Source organism: Undibacterium sp. YM2 (assembly GCF_009937975.1).
Taxonomy (GTDB): domain Bacteria; phylum Pseudomonadota; class Gammaproteobacteria; order Burkholderiales; family Burkholderiaceae_D; genus Undibacterium.
In genome coordinates this window covers 3,384,139-3,410,579 of sequence record NZ_AP018441.1, presented here as the reverse complement: position 1 = coordinate 3,410,579, position 26,441 = coordinate 3,384,139, and the positions used below count along the sequence as shown (strand labels likewise).

Annotated in this window: 26 protein-coding genes and 1 pseudogene; 22 read left to right on the top strand and 5 right to left on the bottom strand. The window is 50.6% G+C overall.

Going from position 1 to position 26,441, the window contains the following annotated elements:
• Nucleotide 1: 1 nt before the first annotated feature.
• The 15 genes and pseudogenes from UNDYM_RS15395 (at nt 2) to UNDYM_RS15320 (ending at nt 15,334) form a co-directional block, all read left to right on the top strand.
• Complete coding sequence (locus tag UNDYM_RS15395; protein ID WP_162041816.1) at nt 2-478, top strand: NADH-quinone oxidoreductase subunit B family protein; 477 nt, start codon at nt 2-4, stop codon at nt 476-478.
• A 29-nt stretch (nt 479-507) separates the two neighbouring features.
• Nucleotides 508-1,103 (top strand): annotated as a pseudogene (locus UNDYM_RS15390) (NADH-quinone oxidoreductase subunit C).
• Nucleotides 1,103-2,356 carry an NADH-quinone oxidoreductase subunit D gene (locus tag UNDYM_RS15385; protein WP_162041814.1) on the top strand — a complete coding sequence of 418 codons (1,254 nt, stop codon included), beginning with the start codon at nt 1,103-1,105 and terminating at the stop codon, nt 2,354-2,356. Before UNDYM_RS15390 ends, UNDYM_RS15385 begins: the two are co-directional and overlap by 1 nt.
• 37 nt (nt 2,357-2,393) lie before the next feature.
• Nucleotides 2,394-2,879 (top strand): NADH-quinone oxidoreductase subunit NuoE, encoded by a 486-nt coding sequence (gene nuoE / locus UNDYM_RS15380; RefSeq protein ID WP_162041813.1) that lies wholly within the window; start codon nt 2,394-2,396, stop codon nt 2,877-2,879.
• Nucleotides 2,879-4,174: an NADH-quinone oxidoreductase subunit NuoF gene (gene nuoF / locus UNDYM_RS15375; protein ID WP_162041812.1), complete on the top strand. Its 1,296-nt coding sequence runs from the start codon at nt 2,879-2,881 to the stop codon at nt 4,172-4,174. The genes nuoE and nuoF overlap by 1 nt, the downstream gene beginning before the upstream one ends.
• Nucleotides 4,175-4,206: 32 nt before the next feature.
• Complete coding sequence (nuoG, locus tag UNDYM_RS15370) at nt 4,207-6,513, top strand: NADH-quinone oxidoreductase subunit NuoG (RefSeq protein ID WP_162041811.1); 2,307 nt, start codon at nt 4,207-4,209, stop codon at nt 6,511-6,513.
• Nucleotides 6,513-7,577 carry an NADH-quinone oxidoreductase subunit NuoH gene (gene nuoH, locus UNDYM_RS15365; RefSeq protein WP_162041810.1) on the top strand — a complete coding sequence of 355 codons (1,065 nt, stop codon included), beginning with the start codon at nt 6,513-6,515 and terminating at the stop codon, nt 7,575-7,577. The genes nuoG and nuoH overlap by 1 nt, the downstream gene beginning before the upstream one ends.
• A gap of 12 nt (nt 7,578-7,589) precedes the next feature.
• Nucleotides 7,590-8,078, top strand: a complete 489-nt coding sequence (nuoI, locus tag UNDYM_RS15360; RefSeq protein ID WP_162041809.1) for an NADH-quinone oxidoreductase subunit NuoI — start codon at nt 7,590-7,592, stop codon at nt 8,076-8,078.
• A gap of 16 nt (nt 8,079-8,094) precedes the next feature.
• The gene (locus UNDYM_RS15355; RefSeq protein WP_162041808.1) at nt 8,095-8,742 is read left to right on the top strand and encodes an NADH-quinone oxidoreductase subunit J; all 648 of its coding nucleotides are present in this window, start codon (nt 8,095-8,097) and stop codon (nt 8,740-8,742) included.
• The gene (gene nuoK / locus UNDYM_RS15350; RefSeq protein WP_162041807.1) at nt 8,743-9,057 is read left to right on the top strand and encodes an NADH-quinone oxidoreductase subunit NuoK; all 315 of its coding nucleotides are present in this window, start codon (nt 8,743-8,745) and stop codon (nt 9,055-9,057) included. It begins immediately after the preceding gene.
• Nucleotides 9,058-9,154: 97 nt separating this feature from the next.
• A complete protein-coding gene (nuoL, locus tag UNDYM_RS15345) occupies nt 9,155-11,206 on the top strand; it encodes an NADH-quinone oxidoreductase subunit L (RefSeq protein ID WP_162041806.1) in 2,052 nt (683 codons plus the stop codon).
• Between the two features lie 29 nt (nt 11,207-11,235).
• Complete coding sequence (locus UNDYM_RS15340) at nt 11,236-12,726, top strand: NADH-quinone oxidoreductase subunit M (RefSeq protein ID WP_162041805.1); 1,491 nt, start codon at nt 11,236-11,238, stop codon at nt 12,724-12,726.
• Nucleotides 12,727-12,808: 82 nt separating this feature from the next.
• Nucleotides 12,809-14,284 (top strand): NADH-quinone oxidoreductase subunit NuoN, encoded by a 1,476-nt coding sequence (gene nuoN / locus UNDYM_RS15335; RefSeq protein ID WP_232063500.1) that lies wholly within the window; start codon nt 12,809-12,811, stop codon nt 14,282-14,284.
• Nucleotides 14,285-14,295: 11 nt separating this feature from the next.
• On the top strand, nt 14,296-14,775 hold the full coding sequence (locus UNDYM_RS31390; protein WP_370529332.1) for a DUF2818 family protein: 480 nt from the start codon (nt 14,296-14,298) through the stop codon (nt 14,773-14,775).
• A complete protein-coding gene (locus UNDYM_RS15320; RefSeq protein WP_162041803.1) occupies nt 14,768-15,334 on the top strand; it encodes an NUDIX domain-containing protein in 567 nt (188 codons plus the stop codon). Before UNDYM_RS31390 ends, UNDYM_RS15320 begins: the two co-directional genes overlap by 8 nt.
• Nucleotides 15,335-15,560: 226 nt before the next feature.
• On the opposite strand, the gene UNDYM_RS15315 is transcribed toward UNDYM_RS15320, so the two are convergent.
• A complete protein-coding gene (locus UNDYM_RS15315) occupies nt 15,561-16,676 on the bottom strand; it encodes an electron transfer flavoprotein-ubiquinone oxidoreductase (protein ID WP_370529486.1) in 1,116 nt (371 codons plus the stop codon).
• Between the two features lie 290 nt (nt 16,677-16,966).
• On the bottom strand, nt 16,967-17,224 hold the full coding sequence (locus UNDYM_RS31385; RefSeq protein ID WP_370529331.1) for an NAD(P)/FAD-dependent oxidoreductase: 258 nt from the start codon (nt 17,222-17,224) through the stop codon (nt 16,967-16,969).
• Nucleotides 17,225-17,526: 302 nt separating this feature from the next.
• On the opposite strand from UNDYM_RS31385, the gene UNDYM_RS15310 reads away from it, so the two are divergent.
• Together UNDYM_RS15310 and UNDYM_RS15305 are read left to right on the top strand one after the other, a co-directional pair.
• Nucleotides 17,527-18,303 carry an SDR family oxidoreductase gene (locus UNDYM_RS15310; RefSeq protein ID WP_162041802.1) on the top strand — a complete coding sequence of 259 codons (777 nt, stop codon included), beginning with the start codon at nt 17,527-17,529 and terminating at the stop codon, nt 18,301-18,303.
• The gene (locus tag UNDYM_RS15305) at nt 18,300-18,761 is read left to right on the top strand and encodes a thioesterase family protein (RefSeq protein WP_162041801.1); all 462 of its coding nucleotides are present in this window, start codon (nt 18,300-18,302) and stop codon (nt 18,759-18,761) included. Before UNDYM_RS15310 ends, UNDYM_RS15305 begins: the two co-directional genes overlap by 4 nt.
• Before the next feature lie 83 nt (nt 18,762-18,844).
• On the opposite strand, the gene UNDYM_RS15300 is transcribed toward UNDYM_RS15305, so the two are convergent.
• Nucleotides 18,845-19,405: a LuxR C-terminal-related transcriptional regulator gene (locus UNDYM_RS15300; RefSeq protein WP_162041800.1), complete on the bottom strand. Its 561-nt coding sequence runs from the start codon at nt 19,403-19,405 to the stop codon at nt 18,845-18,847.
• Between the two features lie 170 nt (nt 19,406-19,575).
• Between UNDYM_RS15300 and UNDYM_RS15295 the strand changes: the two genes are divergently transcribed.
• Together UNDYM_RS15295 and UNDYM_RS15290 are read left to right on the top strand one after the other, a co-directional pair.
• Nucleotides 19,576-20,277 (top strand): CoA transferase subunit A, encoded by a 702-nt coding sequence (locus UNDYM_RS15295; protein ID WP_162041799.1) that lies wholly within the window; start codon nt 19,576-19,578, stop codon nt 20,275-20,277.
• Nucleotides 20,278-20,295: 18 nt separating this feature from the next.
• Nucleotides 20,296-20,937: a CoA transferase subunit B gene (locus tag UNDYM_RS15290; protein WP_162041798.1), complete on the top strand. Its 642-nt coding sequence runs from the start codon at nt 20,296-20,298 to the stop codon at nt 20,935-20,937.
• 75 nt (nt 20,938-21,012) lie between these two features.
• Here the strand turns inward: UNDYM_RS15290 and UNDYM_RS15285 are convergent, their stop codons facing one another.
• Together UNDYM_RS15285 and UNDYM_RS15280 are read right to left on the bottom strand one after the other, a co-directional pair.
• The gene (locus tag UNDYM_RS15285) at nt 21,013-21,546 is read right to left on the bottom strand and encodes a DUF3617 domain-containing protein (protein ID WP_162041797.1); all 534 of its coding nucleotides are present in this window, start codon (nt 21,544-21,546) and stop codon (nt 21,013-21,015) included.
• 394 nt (nt 21,547-21,940) lie between these two features.
• Nucleotides 21,941-22,735 carry a 3-hydroxybutyrate dehydrogenase gene (locus UNDYM_RS15280; RefSeq protein ID WP_162041796.1) on the bottom strand — a complete coding sequence of 265 codons (795 nt, stop codon included), beginning with the start codon at nt 22,733-22,735 and terminating at the stop codon, nt 21,941-21,943.
• A gap of 174 nt (nt 22,736-22,909) precedes the next feature.
• Between UNDYM_RS15280 and UNDYM_RS15275 the strand changes: the two genes are divergently transcribed.
• Genes UNDYM_RS15275 through UNDYM_RS15265 form a run of 3 tightly spaced genes read left to right on the top strand, consistent with a single transcriptional unit; the run spans nt 22,910 to nt 26,394 of the window.
• On the top strand, nt 22,910-23,779 hold the full coding sequence (locus UNDYM_RS15275; protein WP_232063499.1) for an alpha/beta fold hydrolase: 870 nt from the start codon (nt 22,910-22,912) through the stop codon (nt 23,777-23,779).
• A 21-nt stretch (nt 23,780-23,800) separates the two neighbouring features.
• The gene (locus UNDYM_RS15270) at nt 23,801-24,151 is read left to right on the top strand and encodes a RidA family protein (protein WP_162041795.1); all 351 of its coding nucleotides are present in this window, start codon (nt 23,801-23,803) and stop codon (nt 24,149-24,151) included.
• Between the two features lie 5 nt (nt 24,152-24,156).
• Entirely contained in the window at nt 24,157-26,394 is a 2,238-nt protein-coding gene (locus tag UNDYM_RS15265) for a bifunctional (p)ppGpp synthetase/guanosine-3',5'-bis(diphosphate) 3'-pyrophosphohydrolase (RefSeq protein WP_162041794.1), read from the top strand.
• Nucleotides 26,395-26,441: the final 47 nt, after the last annotated feature.

The following is a 26,441-nucleotide window of genomic DNA, read 5'->3' as shown; positions in this document are numbered from 1 at the left end:
TATGGCAATTGAAGGTGTATTGAACGAAGGCTTTGTTACGACAACAGCCGATAAGCTGATTAACTGGACGCGTACCGGGTCCATGTGGCCGATGACTTTTGGTCTGGCTTGCTGTGCGGTAGAGATGATGCACGCTGGTGCGTCACGCTATGATCTGGATCGCTTTGGTGTTGTGTTTCGTCCATCGCCGCGTCAGTCTGATGTCATGATTGTTGCCGGTACGCTATGCAACAAAATGGCGCCTGCGTTGCGCAAGGTGTATGACCAGATGGCTGAGCCGCGTTGGGTGATTTCCATGGGGTCTTGCGCCAATGGTGGCGGTTACTACCATTATTCGTATTCAGTAGTGCGTGGTTGTGACCGTATTGTGCCAGTTGATATTTATGTGCCAGGTTGCCCGCCAACCGCTGAGGCGCTGATGTACGGCATCATACAGTTGCAAAACAAGATCAAACGTACCAATACCATTGCTCGTTAATCGCGCGATCGCTGGGGCAATAATAAATTATGACTACCAAACTGGAAAACCTTGAGGCAGCAGTAAAAATGTCTTGGGTGAGCGTATTCTGGACTTGAAGAATGCGCTGGGTGAAATCACCATCGTGGTTTCTGCAACTGCTTATCTGGATGTGATGCGCACTTTGCGTGACCATGCGGAAACCAGTTTTGAAGAATTGATCGACCTTTGTGGTGTCGATTATTCTGCTTATGGCGATGGTTTGTGGGAAGGTGCACGTTATGCTGCAGTTTCACACTTGCTGTCGATTAAACATAACTGGCGTTTGCGTGTGCGCGTGTTTGCAGCGGATGATGAAATGCCGGTCGTGCCTTCGCTGATCGATATCTGGAATGCGGCTAACTGGTATGAGCGCGAAGCGTTTGACCTGTTTGGTATTCTGTTTGATGGTCACAATGATTTGCGCCGTATATTGACCGACTATGGTTTCATCGGTCATCCATTCCGTAAAGATTTTCCAGTTTCCGGCTATGTTGAAATGCGCTATGACGCAGATCAAAAGCGCGTTGTTTACCAGCCTGTCACGATAGAGCCGCGCGAAAATGTGCCGCGTGTGATTCGTGAAGAAAATTACGGGATGAAATAATGGCTGAGATTAAGAATTACACCCTGAACTTTGGTCCTCAGCATCCTGCTGCGCACGGTGTGTTGCGCTTGGTGCTGGAGCTTGACGGTGAAGTGATACAACGTGCTGATCCGCACATTGGTCTTCTGCATCGTGCGACTGAAAAACTGGCTGAGCAAAAAACTTTCCTGCAATCTGTGCCTTACATGGATCGCCTGGACTATGTGTCCATGATGGCCAATGAACATGCCTATGTCATGGCCATAGAAAAGATGCTGGGTCTGGAAGTGCCTTTGCGTGCGCAGTATATCCGCGTCATGTTTGATGAAATCACGCGTCTGCTGAACCACTTGCTGTGGATAGGCGCGCATGCTCTGGACGTGGGTGCGATGGCGGTGTTCCTGTACGCATTCCGTGAACGTGAAGATCTGATGGATTGCTATGAAGCAGTCTCAGGCGCACGTTTGCATGCTGCTTACTATCGTCCAGGTGGTGTGTATCGTGATTTACCGGATCAAATGCCGCAATTCACGACATCAGCTTTGAAGAATGAAAAAGCGATGAAGTTGCTGAATGAAAACCGTCAGGGTTCTCTGCTGGATTTCATCGAAGACTTCACCAACCGTTTCCCAAAATATGTCGATGAATACGAAACACTGTTGACCGACAACCGTATCTGGAAACAGCGTCTGGTTGGTATCGGCGTAGTGTCGCCTGAGCGTGCCATGGCCATGGGCTTTACTGGTCCTATGTTGCGTGGCTCCGGTATCGAATGGGATTTGCGCAAGAAGCAGCCGTATGAAGTTTACGACTTGCTGGATTTTGATATTCCAGTTGGTGTCAATGGTGACAGTTATGACCGTTATCTGGTGCGCGTGGAAGAAATGCGCCAGTCCAACCGCATCATCAAACAATGCGTAGAGTGGCTGAGAAATAACCAGGGCCCGGTAATTACTGATAACCACAAAGTTGCACCGCCACATCGTGTGAACATGAAGTCGAATATGGAAGAACTCATCCATCACTTCAAACTGTTCACTGAAGGTTTTCATGTTCCTGCTGGCGAAGCGTATGCCGCAGTTGAGCATCCAAAAGGTGAGTTTGGTATTTACTTGATGTCCGATGGTGCTAACAAGCCTTATCGTCTGAAAATCCGTGCGCCAGGTTTCGCGCATTTGCAGGGTTTGGATGAAATGGCAAAAGGTCACATGATTGCTGATGCGGTAACGATCATCGGTACTCAGGATATTGTGTTTGGTGAGATTGACAGATAAAGCGGCGTCCTGAGGACGTCGAATCGAGGCATTAGCTATGGTGTTATCAGAGCAGGCATTTAAAAAAATTGATCGTGAACTTGCAAAGTTCCCGGCTGACCAGCGGCAGTCCGCTGTGATGGCCGCATTGGCTATTGCGCAGGATGAAACTGGCTGGGTTTCCCCGGAAGTCATGCAGACTCTGGCTGACTACATCGGCATGCCCGCAGTAGCAGTGCAGGAAGTCGCGACTTTCTACAATATGTACAACACCAAGCCGGTGGGCAAGTTCAAGATTTCGGTCTGCACCAATCTGCCTTGCGCCTTGTCTGGTGGCGAACGTGCAGCACATCATCTGAAGCAAAAACTCGGCATCGATTACAGGGAAACTACGGCAGACGGCCAGTTTACACTGGTTGAGGGTGAATGCATGGGTGCCTGTGGTGACGCACCTGTGATGCTGGTGAATAACAAGCGTATGTGCAGCTTCATGTCGAATGAAAAAATTGACGGTCTGGTCAATGAATTGAAAGAGGTTAAATAATGACGAGTCTGCATAATCGCCATATTAAACCTTTGATATTGGCTGGCCTGGATGGCAAAAACTGGCATCTGCAAGATTACGTAGCACGTGGTGGCTATGAATCCCTGAAGCGTATCCTGAATGAAAAAATCCCTCCTGAGCAAGTCATTGCTGAGTTGAAGGCTTCTTCCTTGCGTGGTCGCGGTGGTGCTGGTTTTCCTACCGGTTTGAAGTGGAGCTTCATGCCACGTCAGTTCCCTGGTCAAAAATATCTGGTCTGTAATACAGATGAGGGTGAACCTGGTACATTCAAGGATCGCGACATCATCCGTTATAACCCGCATGCGCTGATTGAAGGCATGGCCATAGGCGCTTACGCCATGGGCATCACGGTAGGTTACAACTATATCCATGGTGAAATTTTTGCTGACTACGACCGTTTCGAGGAAGCGATCGAAGAGGCGCGCGCTGCGGGCATGTTGGGTGACAAAATCGCCGGTTCCGATTTTAATTTCCAGTTGCATGCTTTCCACGGCTATGGCGCCTACATCTGCGGCGAAGAAACAGCCTTGCTGGAATCGCTGGAAGGCAAGAAAGGGCAGCCACGCTTCAAGCCGCCTTTCCCGGCCAGTTTTGGTTTGTATGGCAAGCCAACCACGATCAATAACACAGAAACTTTTGCAGCCGTACCTTTTGTGCTGGCCATGGGCGGTGAGAAATACGCTGCACTAGGCAAGCCTAACAATGGCGGCACCAAGATTTTCTCCATGTCTGGCGACGTAGCAAAACCTGGTAATTACGAAGTACCTTTGGGTACGCCGTTTGCCACTTTGCTGGAGTTGGCTGGCGGCATGCGTGACGGTAAAAAAATCAAGGCAGTGATACCTGGTGGTTCATCCATGCCGGTATTGACTGGTGATGTGATGATGGCGACTGACATGGATTATGACTCCATCGCCAAGGCCGGTTCCATGCTGGGTTCTGGTGCTGTCATCGTCATGGATGAAACACGCTGCATGGTCAAGTCACTGTTGCGCCTGTCTTATTTCTATTTTGAAGAATCCTGTGGTCAGTGCACACCTTGCCGCGAAGGTACCGGCTGGTTGTATCGCATGGTGCACAGGATAGAGCATGGTCATGGCCGTCCGGATGATCTGGATATGCTGAACTCCATTGCTGACAATATTCAAGGCAAGACTATCTGTGCCCTCGGTGATGCAGCTGCGATGCCGGTACGCGCAATGATCAAGAATTTCCGCGAAGAATTTGAATATCACATCGAGCATAAGCATTGCTTGGTGCCCACTTACATGTAAGCCAGCTTCGGTTAGCACACTTAGAGTAGACCATGGTTGAAATCGAAATAGACGGCAAAAAAGTCGAAGTCCAAGAGGGCAGTATGGTGATGGATGCTGCCAATAAGCTTGGCACTTACATCCCGCATTTTTGCTATCACAAAAAATTATCTATTGCGGCCAACTGCCGCATGTGTCTGGTTGAGGTTGAAAAAGCACCTAAACCTTTGCCTGCCTGCGCGACTCCGGTTACGCCGGGCATGATCGTCCGTTCTTCCAGCGACAAGGCAGTAAAAGCACAAAAAGCAGTGATGGAATTCCTGCTCATCAATCACCCGCTGGATTGTCCTATCTGCGATCAAGGTGGTGAATGTCAACTGCAGGATCTGGCAGTTGGATACGGTGGCACGGCATCCCGCTACGAAGAAGAAAAACGCGTGGTTTTCCACAAGGATGTAGGTCCTCTGGTATCCATGGAAGAAATGAGTCGTTGCATACACTGCACACGCTGCGTACGTTTCGGCCAGGAAATTGCTGGCGTCATGGAACTGGGCATGCTCAACCGTGGCGAGCATTCTGAAATCACTTCCTTCGTCGGTAAAACGGTTGATTCCGAATTGTCCGGCAACATGATCGATCTGTGCCCAGTCGGCGCACTGACATCCAAGCCTTTCCGCTATTCCGCCCGCACCTGGGAATTGTCACGCCGTAAATCGGTCAGTGCCCATGATGGCCTGGGTTCCAACCTGATAGTTCAGGTCAAGAACAACAAGGTCATGCGTGTGGTCCCACTGGAAAATGAAGACATCAATGAGTGCTGGATTTCTGACAAAGACCGCTTCTCTTACGAAGCACTGAACAGCACAGAACGCCTGACCAAGCCCATGATCAAGCAGGGCGGCCAATGGCAGGAAACTGACTGGCAGACAGCGCTGGAATATGTCGCGCATGGTCTGCGTAACGTCAAGCATGAACATGGCGCTGATGCTATCGCCGCGGTTGCTGCACCTAGCTCCACTCTGGAAGAACTGACACTGCTGCAACTCGTTGTCCGTGGCCTGGGTTCTGATAATGTTGATTTCCGTCTGCGTCAGTCTGACTTTGCGCTGGATTCTTCTGTCAAGCCTTGGCTGGGTACCAGCATCGCCAGATTTGGTCAGTTGAAAAACGTTTTCGTGATCGGTTCTTTCCTGCGTAAAGACCATCCTTTGCTGGCAGCGCGTCTGCGTCAGTCAGTAAAAATGGGTGCCAAGCTGAACATCCTGCACGCAACGAATGATGAATTGCTCATCAAGCTGGCGAATAATGCAATCGTAGCTCCATCGCTGTGGACAGCCTTCCTGGCTGAAGTTGCCGTTGCTATCGCAGTCAAAAAAGAAATCGCCAAACCAGCTGGCTTCGAAGCCGTACAAGCATCTGCAAAAGCAGAAGCAATTGCGGCCAGCCTGCTGGCCGGCAATGCCGGTGTATTCCTCGGTAATGCAGCGTCTTACCATCCAGAAGCATCGCAATTGCATGCACTGGCACAGTGGATAGCCGAAAACGCAGCTACAGAATTTGGTTATCTGACAGAAGCGGCAAACACTGTTGGCGGCTACCTCGCAAATGCGATCCCTGCCAAAAATGCCAAACCAGTATTCACTGAAGCCAAAAAAGCTTACATCGTTTTGCACGCCGAGCCTTTGCTTGACAGCGCGCATCCGGTACAAGCCAAGGCAGCTTTGGATAGTGCTGAAATGGTTGTCGTCATGTCGCCATTCAAGCACGGCGCTGAATATGCTGACGTCTTGCTGCCAGTTTCACCTTACACAGAAACATCCGGTACTTTCGTGAACTGCGAAGGCCGTGCACAAAGTTTCCACGGTGTGGTCAAACCTCTAGGCGATACCCGTCCTGCATGGAAAGTCTTGCGCGTACTTGGCAATTTGCTGGGTCTGGACAACTTTGATTTTGAGACAGCAGAAGCTGTGCGCGCAACAGTATTGACGCAAGCTGACCTGACTACACAGTTGAACAACTCATCCAAACTGGCTCCATCAGTTCCTGCTAACGCAGCTGCTGGCATGGAACGTATTGCTGACGTTGGTATTTACAGCACAGACGCTATCGTACGCCGTGCAGAATCCCTGCAACTGACAGCCGATGCACGTGCACCGCAAGCATGGATCAGCTCTGCTGATGCCAGCAAGCTCGGCATCGCCGAAGGTGACATGGTCAGACTGAGCAAAACAGGTTCTACCCTGATCCCCGTCGGAATAGATAAATCTCTGCCTGATAATGTGGTCAGGATCGCTGCAGGCCATAGCCTGACAAGTAATTTGGACGGCATGTTCGGTGCCATCAAACTGGAGCGTGCATAATGAATTTGCTGCTCTCTATCCATGAATTTGGTCAGCACTATCTGGGGGCTGCTTGGATGCCTTTGTGGACCTTCCTCAAGATTGTCTGCATCACCTTGCCAGTCATGGGTTGCGTCGCCTACCTGACCTTGTGGGAACGCAAGATGATAGGCTGGATGCATATCCGTCTTGGTCCTAACCGCGTGGGGCCTGCGGGTTTGCTGCAACCTATTGCTGACGCGCTGAAGCTGTTGCTCAAAGAAATCGTCATCCCCGCCAAGGCCAATAAAGTCTTGTTCGTGCTGGCTCCTATCATGACCATCATGCCTGCGCTGGCAGCCTGGTCGGTGATTCCTTTCGGCCCTGAAACTGTATTGGCAAACGTCAATGCAGGCTTGCTGCTGATCATGGCAATCACCTCGATGGAAGTTTACGGCATCATCATCGCCGGTTGGGCATCCAACTCCAAGTATGCTTTCCTTGGTGCCATGCGTGCATCTGCGCAAATGGTTTCCTATGAAATCGCCATGGGCTTTGTACTCGTTATCGTGCTGATGGTATCTGGCAGTTTGAATATGACGGATATCGTCAATGCGCAGACCAAGGGTTTTGCCGCCAGCCATGGTTTCAACCTGTTCTCATGGAATTGGTTGCCGCTGTTGCCTATGTTCGTGGTGTATGTGATTTCCGGTATTGCTGAAACCAACCGCCATCCGTTTGACGTGGTTGAGGGTGAATCCGAGATCGTTGCCGGTCACATGGTTGAATACTCTGGTATGTCTTTCGCCATGTTCTTCCTGGCTGAATACGCCAACATGATTCTGATCTCTGCCATGGCATCTTTGATGTTCCTCGGCGGCTGGTCTGCACCGTTCAGCTTCCTGGATTTCATTCCTGGCTGGATCTGGCTCGGTATCAAGACTTTTGTTGTGGTTTCCATGTTTATCTGGGCACGCGCATCTTTCCCACGCTATCGCTATGACCAGATCATGCGTCTGGGTTGGAAAGTATTTATCCCGCTGACCATTGTTTATCTGGTTATCGTCGCAGCATGGATGCAGACATCCTGGAATATTTGGAAGTAAGAGGCTAAAAAAATGGAAGCAATCAAGGATTTTTTTGGCAGCCTGATGCTGCGCGAACTGATCAAGGGCCTCGCCCTGACAGGCCGCTATATGTTCGCCCGCAAGATCACGGTGCAATTTCCTGAGGAAAAAACACCTCAGTCTCCACGTTTCCGTGGTCTGCATGCTCTGCGTCGCTACCCGAACGGGGAAGAACGTTGCATCGCCTGTAAATTGTGTGAAGCAGTCTGCCCGGCAATGGCAATTACGATCGAATCTGATCAACGTGCTGATGGCAGCCGCCGTACTACCCGTTATGACATTGACCTGACCAAGTGCATTTTTTGCGGTTTTTGCGAAGAGTCTTGCCCGGTCGATTCCATCGTGGAAACCCATGTACTGGAATATCACGGTGAAAAACGCGGTGACCTGTATTTCACCAAAGAGATGTTGCTGGCTGTAGGTGATCGTTACGAGCCACAAATTGCAGCAGCGCGCGCCGCTGATGCCACATACCGCTAACTGGACCTGGTTCGATATGGAATTTACTACCGTTTTATTTTATGTTTTCGCAGCGATCATGATAGTCGCTGCGATCCAGGTCATTTCTGCACGTAACCCCGTGCATGCGGCCTTGTTCCTGGTGCTGACTTTCTTCAACGCTGCAGGTATCTGGTTGCTGTTGAAAGCTGAGTTCCTGGCTATCGTGCTGGTACTGGTGTATGTAGGTGCGGTCATGGTGCTGTTCTTGTTCGTTGTGATGATGCTGGACATCAATCTCGACAAACTCAGGGAAGGTTTCTGGAGTCACTTTCCATTGGCTGCGGCAGTCGGTGTCATTATCGTACTGGAAATGTCGGCAGTCTTGCTGCGCGGCTTTTTGCGTCCGGACAATCATGTACCGGCAGCAGCTGACAAGATAGGTAACACCAAGTACCTGGGCATGGAAATTTTCACGCATTACCAGTTTGCTTTTGAGGTTGCAGCGGCGATCCTGTTGCTGGCTATTATCGCTGCAGTTGCTTTGACTTTGCGTCGTCGCAAAGACAGCAAATATTTTGATCCTGCTGCGGCAGTCAAAGTAAAAGCCAAGGACCGTATCCGTATCGTCAGCATGAAAGCTGAATCCGAACGCGCCGAGAATAATGCCACTGCTGCGGCAGCTACTGTGAATCCGGAGGCTTAAATGGCTTTGACTTTGAGTTTGACGCATTACCTGATTTTGGGCGCAATCCTGTTTGCGATTTCCATCGTCGGTATTTTCCTCAACCGTAAAAACATCATCGTCTTGCTGATGGCGATTGAATTGATGTTGCTGGCCGTGAATATCAATTTCATCGCGTTCTCCCATTATCTGGGTGATGCAGCAGGGCAGGTATTCGTGTTCTTCATACTTACCGTCGCTGCTGCTGAGTCAGCGATAGGTCTGGCGATTCTGGTGGTCTTGTTCCGTAATCTGGATACCATCAATGTCGAAGATCTGGATGCATTAAAAGGTTAATCAGGTTAATGGTGCGGATTGCCGTCTGCTGCGGCAGTCCGGTAGTCCGGTATAGGCTGGCGATTTAGAAAAGTAATAAAGCTAACAAAGGGTCATCATGGCGGGGCAACTTAACCCACAATTATTATTGGCAGTACCACTGGCGCCCCTGGTCGGGTCTGCTATTGCAGGTCTGCTAGGAACGAAGTTTTTTGGCAATGTGGTTGGCCGCAAGGTATCGCATACAGTCACCATACTTGGTGTACTGATTGCACTGATCATCTCCTGCATGACCTTGTCTGCCGTGATGGATGGCGCAACCTATAACGAAACCCTGTATCAATGGATGAAGGTCGGCAACATGAAGCTGGAAGTTGGCTTCATGGTTGATAGCCTGACAGCCATGATGATGTGCGTCGTGACCTTTGTGTCGCTGATGGTGCATATCTACACCATAGGCTATATGGCAGAAGACGAAGGCTATAACCGCTTCTTCTCGTATATCTCCCTGTTCACCTTTGCCATGCTGATGCTGGTCATGAGTAACAACTTCCTGCAATTGTTCTTTGGCTGGGAGGCTGTGGGTCTGGTTTCTTATTTGCTGATCGGTTTCTGGTACACCAAACCAACGGCAATCTACGCCAACATGAAAGCCTTTCTGGTCAACCGTGTTGGTGACTTTGGTTTCATCCTGGGCATAGGCTTGCTGGTCGCTAACACTGGTTCCATGAACTATGTTGAAGTATTCGCCAAGAAAAATGAACTGGCAGCGATGTTGTTGCCGCACACTGACTGGATGTTGATCACTGTTGCCTGTATCTGCCTGTTCATCGGTGCGATGGGTAAGTCTGCACAATTCCCTCTGCATGTCTGGTTGCCAGACTCGATGGAAGGCCCGACCCCGATTTCTGCACTGATCCACGCGGCGACCATGGTTACCGCAGGTATCTTCATGGTGTCACGCATGTCACCATTGTTTGAATTGTCTGACACTGCCTTGTCCTTCATCCTGGTGATAGGTGCGATTACTGCGCTGTTCATGGGTTTCATGGGCATCATCCAGAACGATATCAAGCGCGTCGTGGCTTATTCCACGTTGTCACAACTGGGTTATATGACAGTGGCACTGGGTGCTTCTGCTTACTCGGTTGCGGTATTCCATCTGATGACACATGCCTTCTTTAAAGCGCTGTTGTTCCTTGGTGCGGGTTCCGTGATTATCGGTATGCATCATGATCAGGACATCCGCAACATGGGTGGCTTGAGAAAATACATGCCTATCACCTGGCTGACTTCCCTGGCTGGTTCTCTGGCATTGATAGGTACGCCTTTCCTGTCCGGCTTCTATTCCAAGGACAGTATTATTGAAGCAGTGCAGGCTAGTCATTTACCAGGTGCCGGTTTTGCGCAGTTTGCTGTGCTGGCAGGTGTGTTTGTCACGGCATTCTATTCCTTCCGCATGTATTTCCTGGTCTTCCACGGTAAGGAAAACTTTGGCAAGGCGCATGCCCATGATCATCAAGATGATCACCATGCTGCTGACGACCACCATGACGATCATCATCATGGTCTGGCTCCAGGTCAAAAACCACACGAGTCACCTATGGTTGTCTGGTTGCCACTGGTCTTGCTGGCAATTCCTTCGCTGTTTATTGGTGCGATTGCGATTGAACCCATGCTGTTTGGCGGCTTCTTCAAGGACGTGATCTTTGTTAATGAAGCACATCACGCAATGGAAGAGCTGCATCATGAATTCCATGGTGCTGGTGCAATGGGCTTGCACTCGTTCCTGACGCCACCATTCTGGCTGGCACTGTTTGGTGTGGTGACTGCTTATGTGTTCTACATGGTCAAGCCTGAAATTCCAGCCAAGATCAAGAATGCCGTCATGCCACTCTACACTTTGCTGGACAACAAATACTACATGGATCGCTTCAACGAGATCGTGTTTGCTGGTGGTGCACGTGTACTCGGTGGTGGCTTGTGGAATATTGGTGACAAAGGCCTTATCGATGGCCTGGTAGTTAACGGCAGCGCAAAACTGGTTGGCTGGGTCTCCAAACTGATACGTCATTTGCAGAGTGGTTATATCTATCACTATGCATTTGTGATGATACTCGGCGTGATGGGATTCCTGGCTTATACAGTGCTGTTTCCCTTTGCTAAATAAGTGACCACGGCTATAAAAAGATAATTACTATGCAGTCAACTTCTACTCTACTTAGCCTTTCGATCTGGTTACCGATAGTTTTCGGTATCTTCATACTGGCATTCGGGCGCGATAACAATCCCTCCCTGGTGCGCGGTGTTGCACTGATCGGTTCTATCTGCAGCTTTATTGTCACGCTGCCTTTGATCAAGCTGTTTGACAATGCTGCGCATGGCATGCAGTTTGTTGAAAAATACAGCTGGATAGAACGCTTCAATGTGTTCTATGCACTGGGCATAGACGGTATCTCTTTGTGGCTGGTGCCTCTGACAGCTTTCATCACCGTAATCGTCGTAATTGCTGCATGGGAAGTCATAGAAAAACAAGTCGCTCAGTACATGGGTGCCTTCCTGATCTTGTCTGGCCTGATGATAGGTGTGTTCTGCGCAACTGATGGCATGTTGTTCTATGTCTTCTTTGAAGCCACGCTGATCCCTATGTACATCATCGTCGGTGTCTGGGGTGGCCCGAACCGTGTATATGCTGCATTCAAGTTCTTCCTGTACACACTGATGGGCTCTCTGCTGACGCTGGTTGCCATCATCTACCTGTACCTGAAAGCGGGTCATTCCTTCGATATCCTGGTATGGCATAAACTGCCTTTGCCGTTGACGACCCAGATCATGATTTTCTGCGCCTTCCTGATGGCGTTTGCAGTCAAGGTTCCTATGTGGCCAGTACATACATGGTTGCCAGACGCTCACGTAGAAGCGCCTACTGGTGGTTCTGTGGTGTTGGCAGCCATCATGTTGAAACTGGGTGCTTATGGTTTCCTGCGTTTCTCTTTGCCTATCGCTCCTGACGCCAGCCATTACATGGCAGGTTTCATGATCACGTTGTCGCTGATCGCTGTTATTTACATCGGCCTGGTGGCATTGGTACAAAAAGATATGAAAAAGCTGGTGGCGTATTCTTCGATTGCGCATATGGGCTTTGTGACTCTGGGCTTCTTCATGTTTAACGACATGTCAGTGCAGGGCGCTATCGTACAAATGATTTCCCACGGCTTTATCTCTGGCGCGATGTTCCTGTGTATCGGTGTCTTGTATGACCGCGTACATTCCCGTGAAATTGCTGACTACGGTGGTGTGGTTAATACCATGCCTAAATTTGCTGCCTTGTTCGTGCTGTTCTCCATGGCTAACTGCGGCTTGCCGGCAACTTCCGGTTTCGTCGGCGAGTTCATGGTTATCCTGGGTGCGGTGCAGTTTAATTTCTGGATAGGCATGCTGGCAGCAACAGCCCTGATTTTTGGTGCAGCTTACTCTTTGTGGATGGTCAAGCGCGTTGTGTTTGGCAATATCACGAATGAGCATGTAGCTCACCTGAGTGACCTGAATAAACGTGAATTCTTCATGCTGGGTGTGTTGGCAATAGCGGTATTGGTGATGGGTTTGTATCCGGCGCCATTTACAGATGCAATGCAGGTGTCGGTAGCCGATCTGTTGCGACATGTGGCAGTCCCTAAGCTGATACCTTGACCGGGAATTTGGATACGCAAGCCACGGCAGTCTGTATCAGATAGTCGTGGCAGCAGATCAATGCTAGTAAAAATTGAATAATATGAACCTGATACCACTTTACCCTGAAATCTTTTTGCTGCTGGCGATTTGCGGCATCTTGCTGACTGATATGTTTTTGCCGGACAGCAAACGCAATGTGACTTATGCGCTCAGCATACTGGCATTGACGATCTGTGGTGTCCTGACAGTGACATTCGCTGATCCGGTGAAGTCGGAATACGTCAGTAACAATATGTTCGTTTCTGACCCCATGGCCGTACTGCTGAAACTGTTTTCTTACATTGCAGTAGGCGTGACCCTGATTTATTCCCGCCAGTACGTCAGCGACCGTGCGATGACCAATACCCACCTTGGTGGTGAGTACTATGTGTTGGCCCTGTTTGCCTTGCTGGGCCAGATGGTGATGATTTCTGGTAACAACTTCCTGGTGATCTATCTGGGTCTGGAATTGATGTCCCTGTCACTGTATGCCCTGGTTGCCCTGCGTCGCGACCATACTGTTTCTACTGAAGCGGCGATGAAGTACTTCATCCTCGGTGCGCTGGCGTCCGGTTTCATGTTGTATGGTATTTCCATGTTGTACGGTGCTACTGGCTCTTTGCAGTTGAATGAAGTTGTTAAAGTCACTGCAACAGCTACGGCAAACAAAACCATCCTGGTGTTCGGTATCGTTTTCCTGGTTGCGGGTCTGGCATTCAAACTGGGTGTGGTTCCTTTCCATATGTGGGTACCTGACGTGTATCAGGGTGCGCCAACTGCGGTGACTTTGCTACTGGGTGGTGCACCTAAACTGGCCGCGTTTGCAATTACCTTCCGCTTGCTGGTCGAGGGCCTGTTCCCGCTGGCGGTGGATTGGCAACAGATGCTGGTAGTGCTGGCGGTCTTGTCGATGGCGATAGGTAATCTGACCGCGATAGCGCAAACCAACTTGAAGCGTATGCTGGCTTATTCCACCATTTCGCAAATGGGTTTCATGTTGCTGGGCATGTTGTCTGGCGTGGCAAATGGTAATTCTGACCTGGCAGTCGATGCTTACAGCTCTTCCATGTTCTACAGCATCACCTATGTATTGACGACGCTGGGTACTTTTGGCGTCATCATGTTGCTGGCACGCTCAGGTTTTGAAGCAGAAAACCTGGAAGACCTGAAAGGCCTGAACAAGCGCAATCCATGGTTTGCCCTCGTCATGCTGCTGTTGATGTTCTCGCTGGCTGGTATTCCACCTATGATGGGCTTCTATGCCAAGCTGTCTGTTCTGCAGGCGGTCTTATCGACTGGCAAATTGTGGCTGGCTATCGTTGCAGTACTGTTCTCGCTGATAGGTACTTTCTATTATCTGCGTATCGTCAAACTCATGTATTTTGATGATCCGGTAGATAATAGCCCTATCGTTGCCAGCGCTGACATGCGCATGGTCCTGAGTGTGAATGGCCTGATTGTCGTGGTCATGGGTATTTTGCCAGGCTCGCTGATGACAGCCTGCGTGAACGCCATCTCCAATACACTTAAATACTGATACGGCCAGCAGTGGGTAATTCTGCATCAAGCTGGTTGATCATCGTGTTGGCAGTTTTGGCTGCCAACCTGCCTTTTTTGAATGAGCGCTGCTTTGCTATCATAGGCTTGCAGCGCTTTGCATTTCTCAAATCTATTTTCTTTTGGAAATCCGCGTCCTCATCTGCAGCCAATTTGATTGTTGCAGAAACTACAGACGACGATGCAAATGCGGCAGCAATTACCACGAATGAGGCGCCCATGCGCCCCATGCCTGCACAGCCCGAACTATCGGCGCAATTAAATATGGTTCAGGTCAAGTCCTTGTGGTTACGCCTCCTTGAACTTATCATCCTGTATTTCTGTGTCGGTGGAATCGCCTTTGTTCTTGAGTCTGCCGCAGGTAACCGCTTTCCGCAAGGATGGGAATTTTACGCCATCAATGCTTGCCTGTTCCTGGTATTGGCTTTCCCCGGTTTTGTGTACCGTTACCTGAAGCGCGATCATGGTTGAGAAAGTCACGAGCAAACTTGATCTGCAAGAAGACAAGATCAGCAGTGAGCTGGTGTATGAAGGCAGTTTTCTGAAGGTTGATAAAGATGTCGTGTCCTTGCCGGATGGGCAGACTGCCACCCGTGAATACATACGTCACCCTGGCGCTGTGGTTATCATTCCCTTGTTTGACGATGGTCGCATCCTGCTGGAAAAACAGTTCCGCTATCCTTTACACCAGGTCTTCATAGAATTCCCTGCTGGCAAGATAGATGAAGGTGAAGACCCCTTACTGTGCGCCCAGCGCGAGTTGCGCGAAGAAACTGGCTATACAGCCAGTGACTGGTCTTTCGTCTGCACCATACACAACGCCATCGCTTACTCCGACGAACATCTGGACATCTACCTGGCCAAAGGCCTGACAGCAGGGCAGGCTGCCCTGGACGAAGAAGAGTTCCTCGAAGTATTCACCGCCACATTGCCAGAAATGCTGGACTGGATCAAATCCGGCCAGATCACTGACGTGAAAACCGTCATAGGCACATTCTGGCTGGAGAAAATCCTGGCCGGTAAGTGGTGATTGCAGTTAGGAATTGCAAAAAGTTCTGAAAACGAAAAAGCCGCTAATTAGCGGCTTTTTCGTTTGGTTTCTGTTATCCAATTTCCGTAACAGGAGGCGCTGAGTAAGCGTAGCGAGCGGTCTTAATTTTAGTTAAGAAGCGCAGTCGTACAAGCGTACGGCGACGATTTTGCAAAAACAGCAGGCTAAAAGTAAGGCGGCGCAGTAGCTAAATCAGCACCTCATGCTACATGTTTGGATAATTGGGACCTCCCCCACCTTCAGGCGTCACCCAGACGATATTCTGTGTCGGGTCCTTGATGTCGCAGGTCTTGCAATGCACGCAGTTTTGCGCATTGATTTGCAGGCGGTCAGCGCCTTCTTCGGTTTTCACGAATTCATACACTCCAGCCGGGCAGTAGCGTGACTCAGGTCCGGCAAATTTTGCCAGGTTGACTGAGACCGGGATATCGGCATTTTTCAAGGTCAGATGAATGGGCTGGTCTTCCGCATGGTTGGTATTGGAAATAAACACCGAAGACAGGCGGTCAAAAGTCAGCTTGCCATCGGGTTTTGGATAAACGATGGGCGTGAATTCTGAAGCAGGGCGCAGGCATTCATGATCAGCCTTGCTGTGATGCAGCGTCCACGGTGCCTTGCCGCGCAAGACCACCTGGTCCAGCCATACCAGTGGTGAACCATAAGTGCCGCGCTTGAGCAGGGGTTTGACATTGCGCGCAGTGTACAGCTCTTCATGCAGCCAGGATTGCTCGAACGCAGTTGAATAAGCACTCAGCTCATCATGCTGGCGGTTGGCTGATACTGCTTCAAATGCGGCAGTGGCGGCCAGCATGCCGGTCTTGATCGCAGCGTGACTACCCTTGATGCGGCTCATATTGAGGAAGCCAGCATCGCAACCTATCAATGCACCACCCGGGAACACCAGTTTGGGCAAGGATTGCAGGCCACCGGCAGTAATGGCACGTGCACCATAAGAAACGCGCTTGCCGCCTTCAAAGAAGGTCCGGATAGCGGGATGGGTCTTGAAGCGCTGGAATTCTTCGTAAGGCGACAGGTAAGGGTTTTCATAGGCAAGGCCAACCACATAACCAACTGCCACCAGATTGTCTTCGAGGTGGTACAGGAAAGAACCGCTGTACTGGTCCATCAGGGGCCAGCCGGTCGTGTGCACGACCAGGCCTGGCTTATGTTGTTTGGGATCGATTTCCCACAATTCCTTGATACCTATGCCATAAGATTGCGGGTCTTTGCCCTTGTTCAAATCGTATTTGGCAATGACTTGCTTGCCCAGGTGACCGCGGGCACCCTCAGCAAACAGCGTGTACTTGGCATGCAACTCCATGCCAAGCTGGAAAGAAGAGGAGGGCTGGCCGTGGCGATCTACGCCCATATTGCCAGTTGCAACACCTTTGACGGAACCATCTTCGTTATACAAGACTTCTGCCGCAGCAAAGCCTGGGAATACCTCTACGCCCAGCGCTTCGGCCTGATGACCCAGCCAGCGGGTCACATTGGCCAGCGAGACGATGTAATTGCCATGATTCTCGAAACAGGCTGGCAGCATCCAGTTAGGCGTGCGGTAAGCCTTGGTTTCTGTCAGGATAAGAACGCGGTCTTCTGTCACTTCAGTGTTCAGGGGGCACCCATTTCCTTCCAGTTGGGAAAGAGTTCAGTCAGGGCCTTGGGGTCCATGACGGCACCAGACAGGATGTGGGCACCAGGCTCACCGCCTTTTTCGAGTACGCAAACTGAGACTTCCGTACCTTTTTCTGCGGCCAGTTGCTTGATCTTGATGGCTGCTGACAGGCCAGCGGGTCCGCCACCGACGACGACGACGTCATATTCCATCGCGTCGCGTGGGCCGTACTGTTCAAGTATGCTTTGTGTCATGGCTATTTTCACTTTCTGAAGATTTTCGAACGAGCGTGCTTATTTGCTCTCAGCATGTTATCTGCTGTGAATGTATTGCGCAAGCGAGGGTGTGCTCGAATTTTTATTGTTGTGGATGTACAAAACACTCGGAATTATCGCAGAGCCAACTTTGGTGTGCATCAAGATCATGTGAAATGACAGGAAAATTTCTGTAAATATCCTCAACTAATTCAAATCCATACAACACAAGCATAATCAGTATGTCATCATAGCGGGTAGATAGAGTAGTAAGCTTATTCAAATTATTCGTGGAGAATCAGATGGGCATAGAAGTCAATTTCGAAGGCAAGATTGCATTGGTAACTGGCGCTTCCAGCGGCCTTGGCGCACGGTTTGCCAAAATCCTGGCACAGGCAGGTGCGCAGGTCGTGCTGGCCTCGCGCCGTATAGACAGGCTCAAGGAATTGCGTGCCGAGATCGAGTCTGAAGGCGGCGCTGCCCATGTGGTTGCTCTGGACGTTACGGATTACGGCAGCATCAAATCAGCGATTGCCCATGCAGAGACTGAGGCTGGTCCTATCGATATCCTCATCAATAATTCTGGTGTATCTACCACACAACGCCTGGTCGATGTGACGCCTGATGATTATGCCTATGTCATGGATACCAATCAGCGCGGTGCGTTTTTCGTCGCGCAGGAAGCGGCCAAGCGCATGATCGCCCGTCACAAGGGTGATCCAAAAAAACAACATCGCATCATCAATATCGCTTCAGTAGCCGGTCTGCGCGTCTTGCCGCAAATAGGCATTTACTGCATGAGCAAAGCCGCCGTGGTGCACATGACCAAGGCCATGGCAGTGGAGTGGGGCAAGTATGGTATCAATGTGAATGCGATTTGCCCAGGCTATATTTCGACTGAAATCAATTCTGACTATTTCTCTACCGATGCAGGTCAGAAACTGGTCGATATGCTGCCAAGAAAACGTGTTGGTACACCAGAAGACCTCGATGGTTTGTTGCTCTTGCTGGCGGCGGAAGAATCCCGCTTCCTCAATGGTGCCATCGTTACTGCCGATGACGGTATGAGCGTGCAATGATAGAGAACAAGGTCACGGAAAAGAAACTGGTCTATACCGTCACCATTCCTATCCGGTGGGGAGATATGGATGCCATGGGCCATGTCAACAATACCGTGTATTTCCGTTATATGGAGCAGGCGCGGATAGAATGGCTGAGCATGATGGGGTGCCTGCCGGATGACAAGGGTAATGGCCCGGTGATCGTCAATGCCTATTGCACCTTCAAGAAGCCCCTGAAATATCCGGGACAGGTGGAAGTGTGTACCTATATCGGCGCAGCAGGCCGCAGCAGTTTTGAAACCATACAGGAAATGCGTTCAGTCGGTGATGGTTATGCCCTGTATGCCGAGGGTGGGGCTAAAGTGGTGTGGGTATCTGCCGAGACGGGTAAATCCGAGCCCTTGCCTGAAGCCATCAAGCAAAAACTCAGTGAAATCAAGGTCGCAAAACGTCTATCCAGGACTGCGAAGATTTGAATTGCCTTGAGCTATGTATGATGTAAATAAATGACGAAAGGGGCGGGCCAGGCCCGCCTCTGTATTTGAGCTTGTTGCAGCGCTCAACGCATGATGCCCAGCAATTTGTGCACCAGTTCGCTGGATGTGGCTGAATTGAATTTGCGCATGAGTTTAGCCCTGTGCATTTCCACTGTCCTGGGGCTGAGGTCTATCTGGCGGGCAATCAGCTTGCTGGTCTTACCTTCTACCAGCAGGGCAGCAATTTCGCGCTCTCTTGGTGTCAGTTCGGCGGTGACGGAGCGTTTTGCACTGAGATCCTCAAAAGTCCAGATACCGGCAGCATGAGGGTTGTCCTTGTTCAGGCCACGGCCTGAGACGTGGCACCAGAACAGCTCCTGATTGGCACGTTTCATGATGCGCTCGTCAGAATAATAGCCCTTGGCATTCATGATGGGCGTGATCCTGGCTCCGGTACGTTCAAATTCGTCGGGGCTGGGGTAAAGTACCAGAAAAGACTTGCCCAGCAATTCATCTTTTTGATAGCCAAACATTTTGGCCAGATCATCATTGCAAGCCTGGATAATACGGTTTTGCGACACGCACATACCGACAGGTGCGTGTTGAAATATGGATTCAAAATCGATGGGCTGTGCTGCGTTCATTTCTGCGGTCCACTGACAGGTTACTGGTAAAGGCGTATTTTTACGGTATTGCGCAGTATAACGCAGCATCATATCCTGTAAGACTAATGATTTGTGTGGCTGTTTGCGGTAATTTGCAGGCAGTCATTTGACAAAAAAAATATCGATTTACAACCTGGAGAGGGGACAATATGGACAAAGTTTATCCTGATGCAGCCAGTGCCCTGGCTGGCATTATCAAGGACGGTCAGACTATCGCTGTAGGCGGTTTTGGCCTGTGTGGCATACCTGAGGCGCTGATTGCTGCCTTGCGCGATTCCGGTGTCAAGGAATTGACCGCTATTTCAAATAACGCCGGTGTAGACGGTTTTGGCCTGGGCCAGTTACTGACGACCCGCCAGATCAAGAAAATGATTTCATCCTATGTCGGTGAAAACAAGGAATTCGAACGTCAGTACCTGGCTGGCGAACTCGAACTGGAATTCACCCCACAGGGCACGCTGGCAGAAAAGCTGCGTGCTGGTGGTGCCGGTATCCCGGCCTTTTTTACCAAGACCGGTGTGGGTACGATAGTTGCCGACGGCAAGGAAATCCGTGAATTTGATGGACAGAAATATGTGATGGAACGCTCACTGGTATCCGAGGTCTCTCTGGTCAAAGCCTGGAAGGCTGACAAGGCCGGTAATCTGGTATATCGCAAGACCGCACGCAACTTCAATCCCAATGTAGCGATGGCTGGCAAGATCACCGTAGCCGAGGTTGAGGTACTGGTAGAAACTGGCGAACTGGACCCGGATGAAGTCCACACACCAGGTATTTTCGTACAGCGCATTGTCGTTAATGCCAATCCAGAAAAACGTATAGAACAGCGTACCGTACGCCCATCGAAATAAGATAGCAGGAGACAAGACATGGCATGGAATCGTGATGAAATGGCTGCGCGTGCAGCACAAGAATTGCAAGACGGTTTTTACGTTAACCTGGGCATAGGCTTGCCTACCCTGGTCGCCAATCACGTGCCGCAAGGCATGGAAGTCTGGCTGCAGTCAGAAAATGGCTTGCTCGGCATAGGCCCATTCCCAACTGAAGAGGAGGTTGATCCCGACATGATCAATGCTGGCAAGCAAACAGTAACGACCTTGCCGGGTTCTTCCATATTCAGCTCAGCTGACTCTTTCGCCATGATACGTGGCGGCAAGATCAATCTGGCTATTCTGGGGGCGATGCAGGTCAGCGAACATGGCGACCTGGCCAACTGGATGATACCTGGCAAAATGGTCAAAGGCATGGGCGGCGCGATGGATTTGGTCGCAGGTGTAGGTCGTGTCGTTGTGCTGATGGAGCATGTCGCCAAGGGCGATGCGCACAAAATATTGAAAGCCTGTAATCTGCCATTGACGGGCGTGGGCGTGGTCAACCGTATTATCACTGACCTCGGTGTCATTGATGTGACCCCGGCGGGCTTGAAACTGGTTGAATTGGCCAGCGGCGTCAGCAAAGAAGAAATCATCGCCAAGACCGAGGCAACACTGGACGTCAGTGCAGTAGCCTGATATTCAGGGGGACTTAAAAACTAAGGCCGGTGTCATGCACCGGCCTTTTTGTTATTGTTGAGCAACGAAAGAGATTTATTTTTTCGGCGGCATGGTGAAAGGTTTGGTGCCGCCACAATCAGCGCTCAGCCATTTGCCTGTGGTTTCCATATGATGATCAATTGGCTTGCCGTGCGAGACGCCTTTGAAATCATAAACCGAGTTCACGCTATCAGGAGTCATGCTGCCCTTGACGATACCTGTGCCTTTCATGTCCGGGCTGTCGCAGACCATCTCGGCAGTATAGGTATTGCCAGAGCGGTTGAAACTCTTGTTCTGGCAGTGCTGTTCACGGCCCCCGGTTGGCGGTTTTTCCTGATCTACCATTTCCTTGGTGAGGCAGACCTTGCTCACCATCGCACCGTTTTGCATATCAGGCATTTTGATGCCCATCTGCTTCATTTTTTCCAGTTGCTCAGGCGGGATTTTGGGCATGGCCTTCATGGCATCTGACTTGGTTGTCATTTCCCACAGGCCAGGCTTCATTTTGTCTGCCGCAGTACAAGTGGCGGCACTCAGTAAAGTTGCAGAAACCAGGACGATGCGTATTGCATGTATTGCAGTTTGCATGGGTACTCCCTATTCATATCAGTGATGAAACTATACATCTGAACCCAGGGATGCTACCAGTGAAATTAGAACTCATTTCATAAATAGGGGTGAGATGCGTTTGCCTCATAACGCGGGCTGGCAAGGCGGACTAGGCAGTCAATAGCTTTGCCTATTGACAACGAGTCCAACGCAGTCCAGCGCGCGTTATGAGGCAAACCCTTCGGGAACTGACGATTTGGGCGCATTGCTGCGCGTAGTGTGTCACCCCCTCGCTTGCAAAGGCGGACGCCTTAGCTGCGCAGCGTACACACCTTAGGCCTAGCACTGCATCCCAAATCGCCTTGTTCGAACTCATCCCTATCTATGAAATGAGTTCTAAATACTTTGATGCACCGTAGTTCTGTTCTGTGGCTTATTGTGCTACCCAGCCGCCATCCATATTCCAGGCTACACCACGGATTTGATCTGCCGCTGCGCTGCAGAAAAATACGGCAAGTGCACCCAGTTGCTCAGGTGTGACAAACTCGCCTGAAGGCTGTTTTTCAGCCAGCAAGCGTTTTTTTGCGGTTTCATTATCAACGCCGTCTTTTTCTGCGCGCGCATCGACCTGTTTTTGTACCAGCGGTGTCAATACCCAACCCGGGCAGATCGCATTGCAGGTAATGCCTGTTTGCGCAGTTTCCAGTGCCGTGGTCTTGGTAAAGCCAATCAGACCATGCTTGGCTGCTACATAGGCAGATTTTTGTGCAGAGGCAACCAGTCCATGTACGGATGCCAGGTTGATAATGCGGCCCCAGTTTTTTTGCTTCATGTACGGCAAGGCCAGGCGGGTGGTATGGAAGCTTGATGTCAGGTTGATGGCAATGATGGCATCCCATTTCTCTACCGGGAAGTCTTCAATATTGGCCACATGTTGTATGCCAGCGTTATTGACCAGGATATCGACACCACCAAAGTTACTATCAGCGTAGGCCATCATGGCTTCGATTTCTGTCGCTTTACTCATGTCGGCGTTGTGATAGGCCGTTTTCACGCCGAATTCGTTTTCTACGGCAGTTTGCAAAGTCTGTATTTCCTGTCTGTCGCCAAAGCCATTGAAAATGATATTCGCGCCTTCGGCAGCCAGTGAGCGGGCTATGCCCAGACCTATGCCTGATGTGGATCCTGTTACCAATGCGGTTTTACCGGTGAGGAAAGATGCTGCCATGCTGTCTCCTGAGATGTCGTTTTTTGCAAGGGAAGTTTGGTTTTAATGCCAGTCAGTGCATGTTCTTTTGTTAAAAAAACATGTATGCCAACAGTTAACAATGATTTTAAGCGCAACGAAAGGTAAAATGTCGCTCATAAGCGCTAGTAAAAATACTGTTCACGAGGAAAATCCATGCAGGCAAGACGCAAATCAGTGCAATGTATCTCGCCTACCGGCTTGCACGCCATGTCATACAAAGAGTGGGGTGACCCGCTTAATCCCAAGGTCCTGGTCTGTGTCCACGGTGTGACGCGGGTGGCTGAGGACTTTGATTCCCTGGCCGTGGCATTATGCAATGAGTACCGTGTGGTGTGCCCTGACGTGGTAGGGCGTGGCTATTCAGGCCGTTTGCGCAATCCCATGCATTACCAGATCCCGCAATATGTCAGCGACATGGTCAGCTTGCTGGCCAGGCTGGACGCACAGACCGTGCACTGGTTTGGTACATCCATGGGTGGCCTGATAGGCATGAGTCTTGCGAGCCTGCCTGACAATCCCATCAAAAAGTTGATTCTGAATGATGTGGGGCCCGTGCTTAATCCTGATGCACTTGCCAGGATAGGCGACTACATAGGCCAGGATGTGCGCTTTGACAGTTTTGAGGAAGCGCAAGCCTATATCAAGGCGATCTCGATTTCCTTTGGCCCACATAGCGAGGCTCAGTGGGAAAAACTGGCGAGGGATGTTCTGCGTCAAAATGAGCAGGGGCAATGGGTACGACACTATGATCTGGGTCTCGCGCAGCCTATCAAGGCCAGCACGCCAGAATTGGCAGCAATTGCCCAGACCATGTTGTGGACAGCGTATGATGCAATAAGCTGCCCGACCTTGCTGGTACGTGGCGCAGAGTCAGATTTGCTGACGGCTGAATCAGCGCAGGCGATGACGCAGCGTGGCCCGCGTGCCCGGCTGGTGGAGTTTGCCGGCGTGGGACATGCACCGACGTTTGTGCAGCCTGATCAGATAGCGGTAGCTGTTGATTTTTTATTGAACCAGAAATAAGTTGAAAAATAGAGTCAAAAAATGAGTATCCAAAGATTTCATGTAGGCCCACGTTTGTCTGAAACCGCGATTTTTAATAAAGTCGTCTATCTCGCCGGCCAAATCCCTGATGATGCCAGCCAGGATATCGCAGGGCAAACAGCGCAAGTACTGGCCCATATTGACCGTTTGCTGGCTGAAGCAGGCAGCGACAAGTCGCGCATCCTCAGTTGCCAGATATTTTTATCTGACATCAGCCTCATTGGTGGCATGAACCAGGTGTGGGATGCCTGGGTTGCACAAGGCAATACACCACCGCGTGCCACTGTAGAAGCTAAACTGGCCAATCCTGCCTGGCTCATTGAAGTCGTTGTCACTGCAGCACAGATATAAATCATATGGTATCAATCTCGACCACAGCAACTGAAGCAGCTTTGCTGGAAGGCTTGTCCGAAGCTGACGCAGAGCGCGTCATTTCGGCGCTGGAATATGTCACTCCTTTGTATGCCAACAAGTGCGTCATCACAGAGCAAAATGCCTTGCAATTTGTGAATGGTGTGGTGGCGACGCTGGCCATGTTGCGTACCGATGTTGATACCCGTATCGCTGCCATCCTGTTTGAATTGCCAGAATTGAACCCGATTGCAGCAGAGCAGATAGAAATCCGCTTTGGCAAGGAGATCGCTGATCTGGTCACCGGCATACGCCGTCTGATGAAGCTGCGTGAAGCTGCCCTGACGCAGCATGATGTAGGCCGTGGCAAAGACGCTGCCGAAAAAGCCGCCAGCCAGATGGAAACCCTGCGCAAGATGGTGCTGGCCATGGCCACCGACATGCGCGTGGTGCTGGTGCGCCTGGCATCCCGGGTGACTACCTTGCGTTATTTTGCTGAGTGCAAGCGCGAAGATGGCGCGGCTCAGCAATATGCCAGTGAAACCATGGACTTGTATGCGCCGCTGGCAAACCGCCTCGGAGTATGGCAACTCAAATGGGAGCTGGAAGACCTGTCTTTCCGTTTCCTCGAGCCACAACAATACAAGCGCATTGCCAAAATGCTGGAAGAAAAGCGCCTGGAACGTGAGAGCTTTGTTGTCAATGCGATAGAAAGGCTGAACAAGGAATTGCAGATAGCTGGCGTCAAGGCCGAAGTGTCAGGGCGGCCCAAGCATATCTACAGCATCTGGAAAAAAATGAAGGGCAAGTCCGTCAACTTTGATGAGTTGTACGACGTGCGCGCTTTTCGCGTTATCGTTGATGATATCAAGGATTGCTATACTGTCTTAGGCTTGGTTCACAATGCCTGGACACCGATACCCAAAGAGTTTGACGACTATATTTCTCGCCCCAAGCCGAATGGCTATAAATCATTACATACGGTTGTGGTGGTAGAAGATGGCAGGCCGCTGGAAGTGCAGATACGTACGCGTGAAATGCACCAGTTTGCAGAGTATGGCGTGGCGGCACACTGGCGTTATAAAGAGTCGGGTGGCTCGAATTTTTCAGCCCAGGAATACGATGAAAAAATCGCCTGGCTCAGGCAATTGCTGGCCTGGAAAACTGACGTCACCGATGTCGTCGTTGAGCAGGAAGAGTTGCAGCGCGAATGGGTAGAAAAACTCAAGGCCGCCAGCCTTGATGACAGAATTTATGTGCTGACCCCGCAGGCCCGCGTCATAGAATTGCCTTGCAATTCCACGCCCGTGGATTTTGCCTATCACCTGCATACCGATGTTGGCCATCGCTGCCGTGGCGCGCGGGTTGATAATGTCATGGTGCCGTTGAATACGCCCTTGCAAAATGGCCAGACGGTAGAGATTATCACTCTCAAAGTAGGCTCTTCCCAGGCTGGCCCATCGCGTGACTGGCTCTCGCCGGATTATTCTGCGAGTACCCGCACGCGTACCAAAATCCGCGCATGGTTCAATGCCATCGATCAGGAAGAGACCCTGTCGAATGGCCGTGCCCTGGTAGAAAAAACTTTGCAACGCGAAGGCAAGACTGCAGTCAATCTTGAAGAACTGGCACGCAAGCTGGGTTTTGCTGATGTCAATGATCTCTTCCTGTCCGTTGGTAAAGATGAATTCAGTCTCAGGCAAATTGAAACAGTCTTGCGTGAGAATGTGGCGGAAGTTGAGCCGGATGAACTCAGCTTCACCAATAAAAGCCGTGCATCCAGCGTCACGCAAGGCGCCAAATCCGGCGTGCTGGTGGTCGGTACTGAAGGCTTGATGACGCAACTGGCGCGTTGCTGCAAACCGGCACCGCCAGATGATATCGTCGGTTTTGTTACCCGTGGCAAGGGCGTATCCATACACCGCCTGACTTGCAAGAATTTTGCCGAGATGCGTAATAAGGCACCCGAGCGCGTCATACAGACGACCTGGGGCGATCATGGCAAGGACACAGTTTATCCCGTCGATATCTTTGTGCTGGCGCAAGACCGCCAGGGATTGCTGCGTGATATTTCCGAGGTATTTTCCCGTGAAAAAATCAATGTGATAGGCGTCAATACCCAGAGTGCAAAAGCGCAGGCACGTATGTCATTTACTGTAGAAATAGGCGGCACTACACAATTGCAAAAGGCGCTGCATGTCTTGCATGAAGTCAGTGGTGTGCTGGAAGTGCGCAGGAATTGAATTTCAAACATATGAGCTTGCCAGTATTGAAGCGAGTGGAGAAGTAA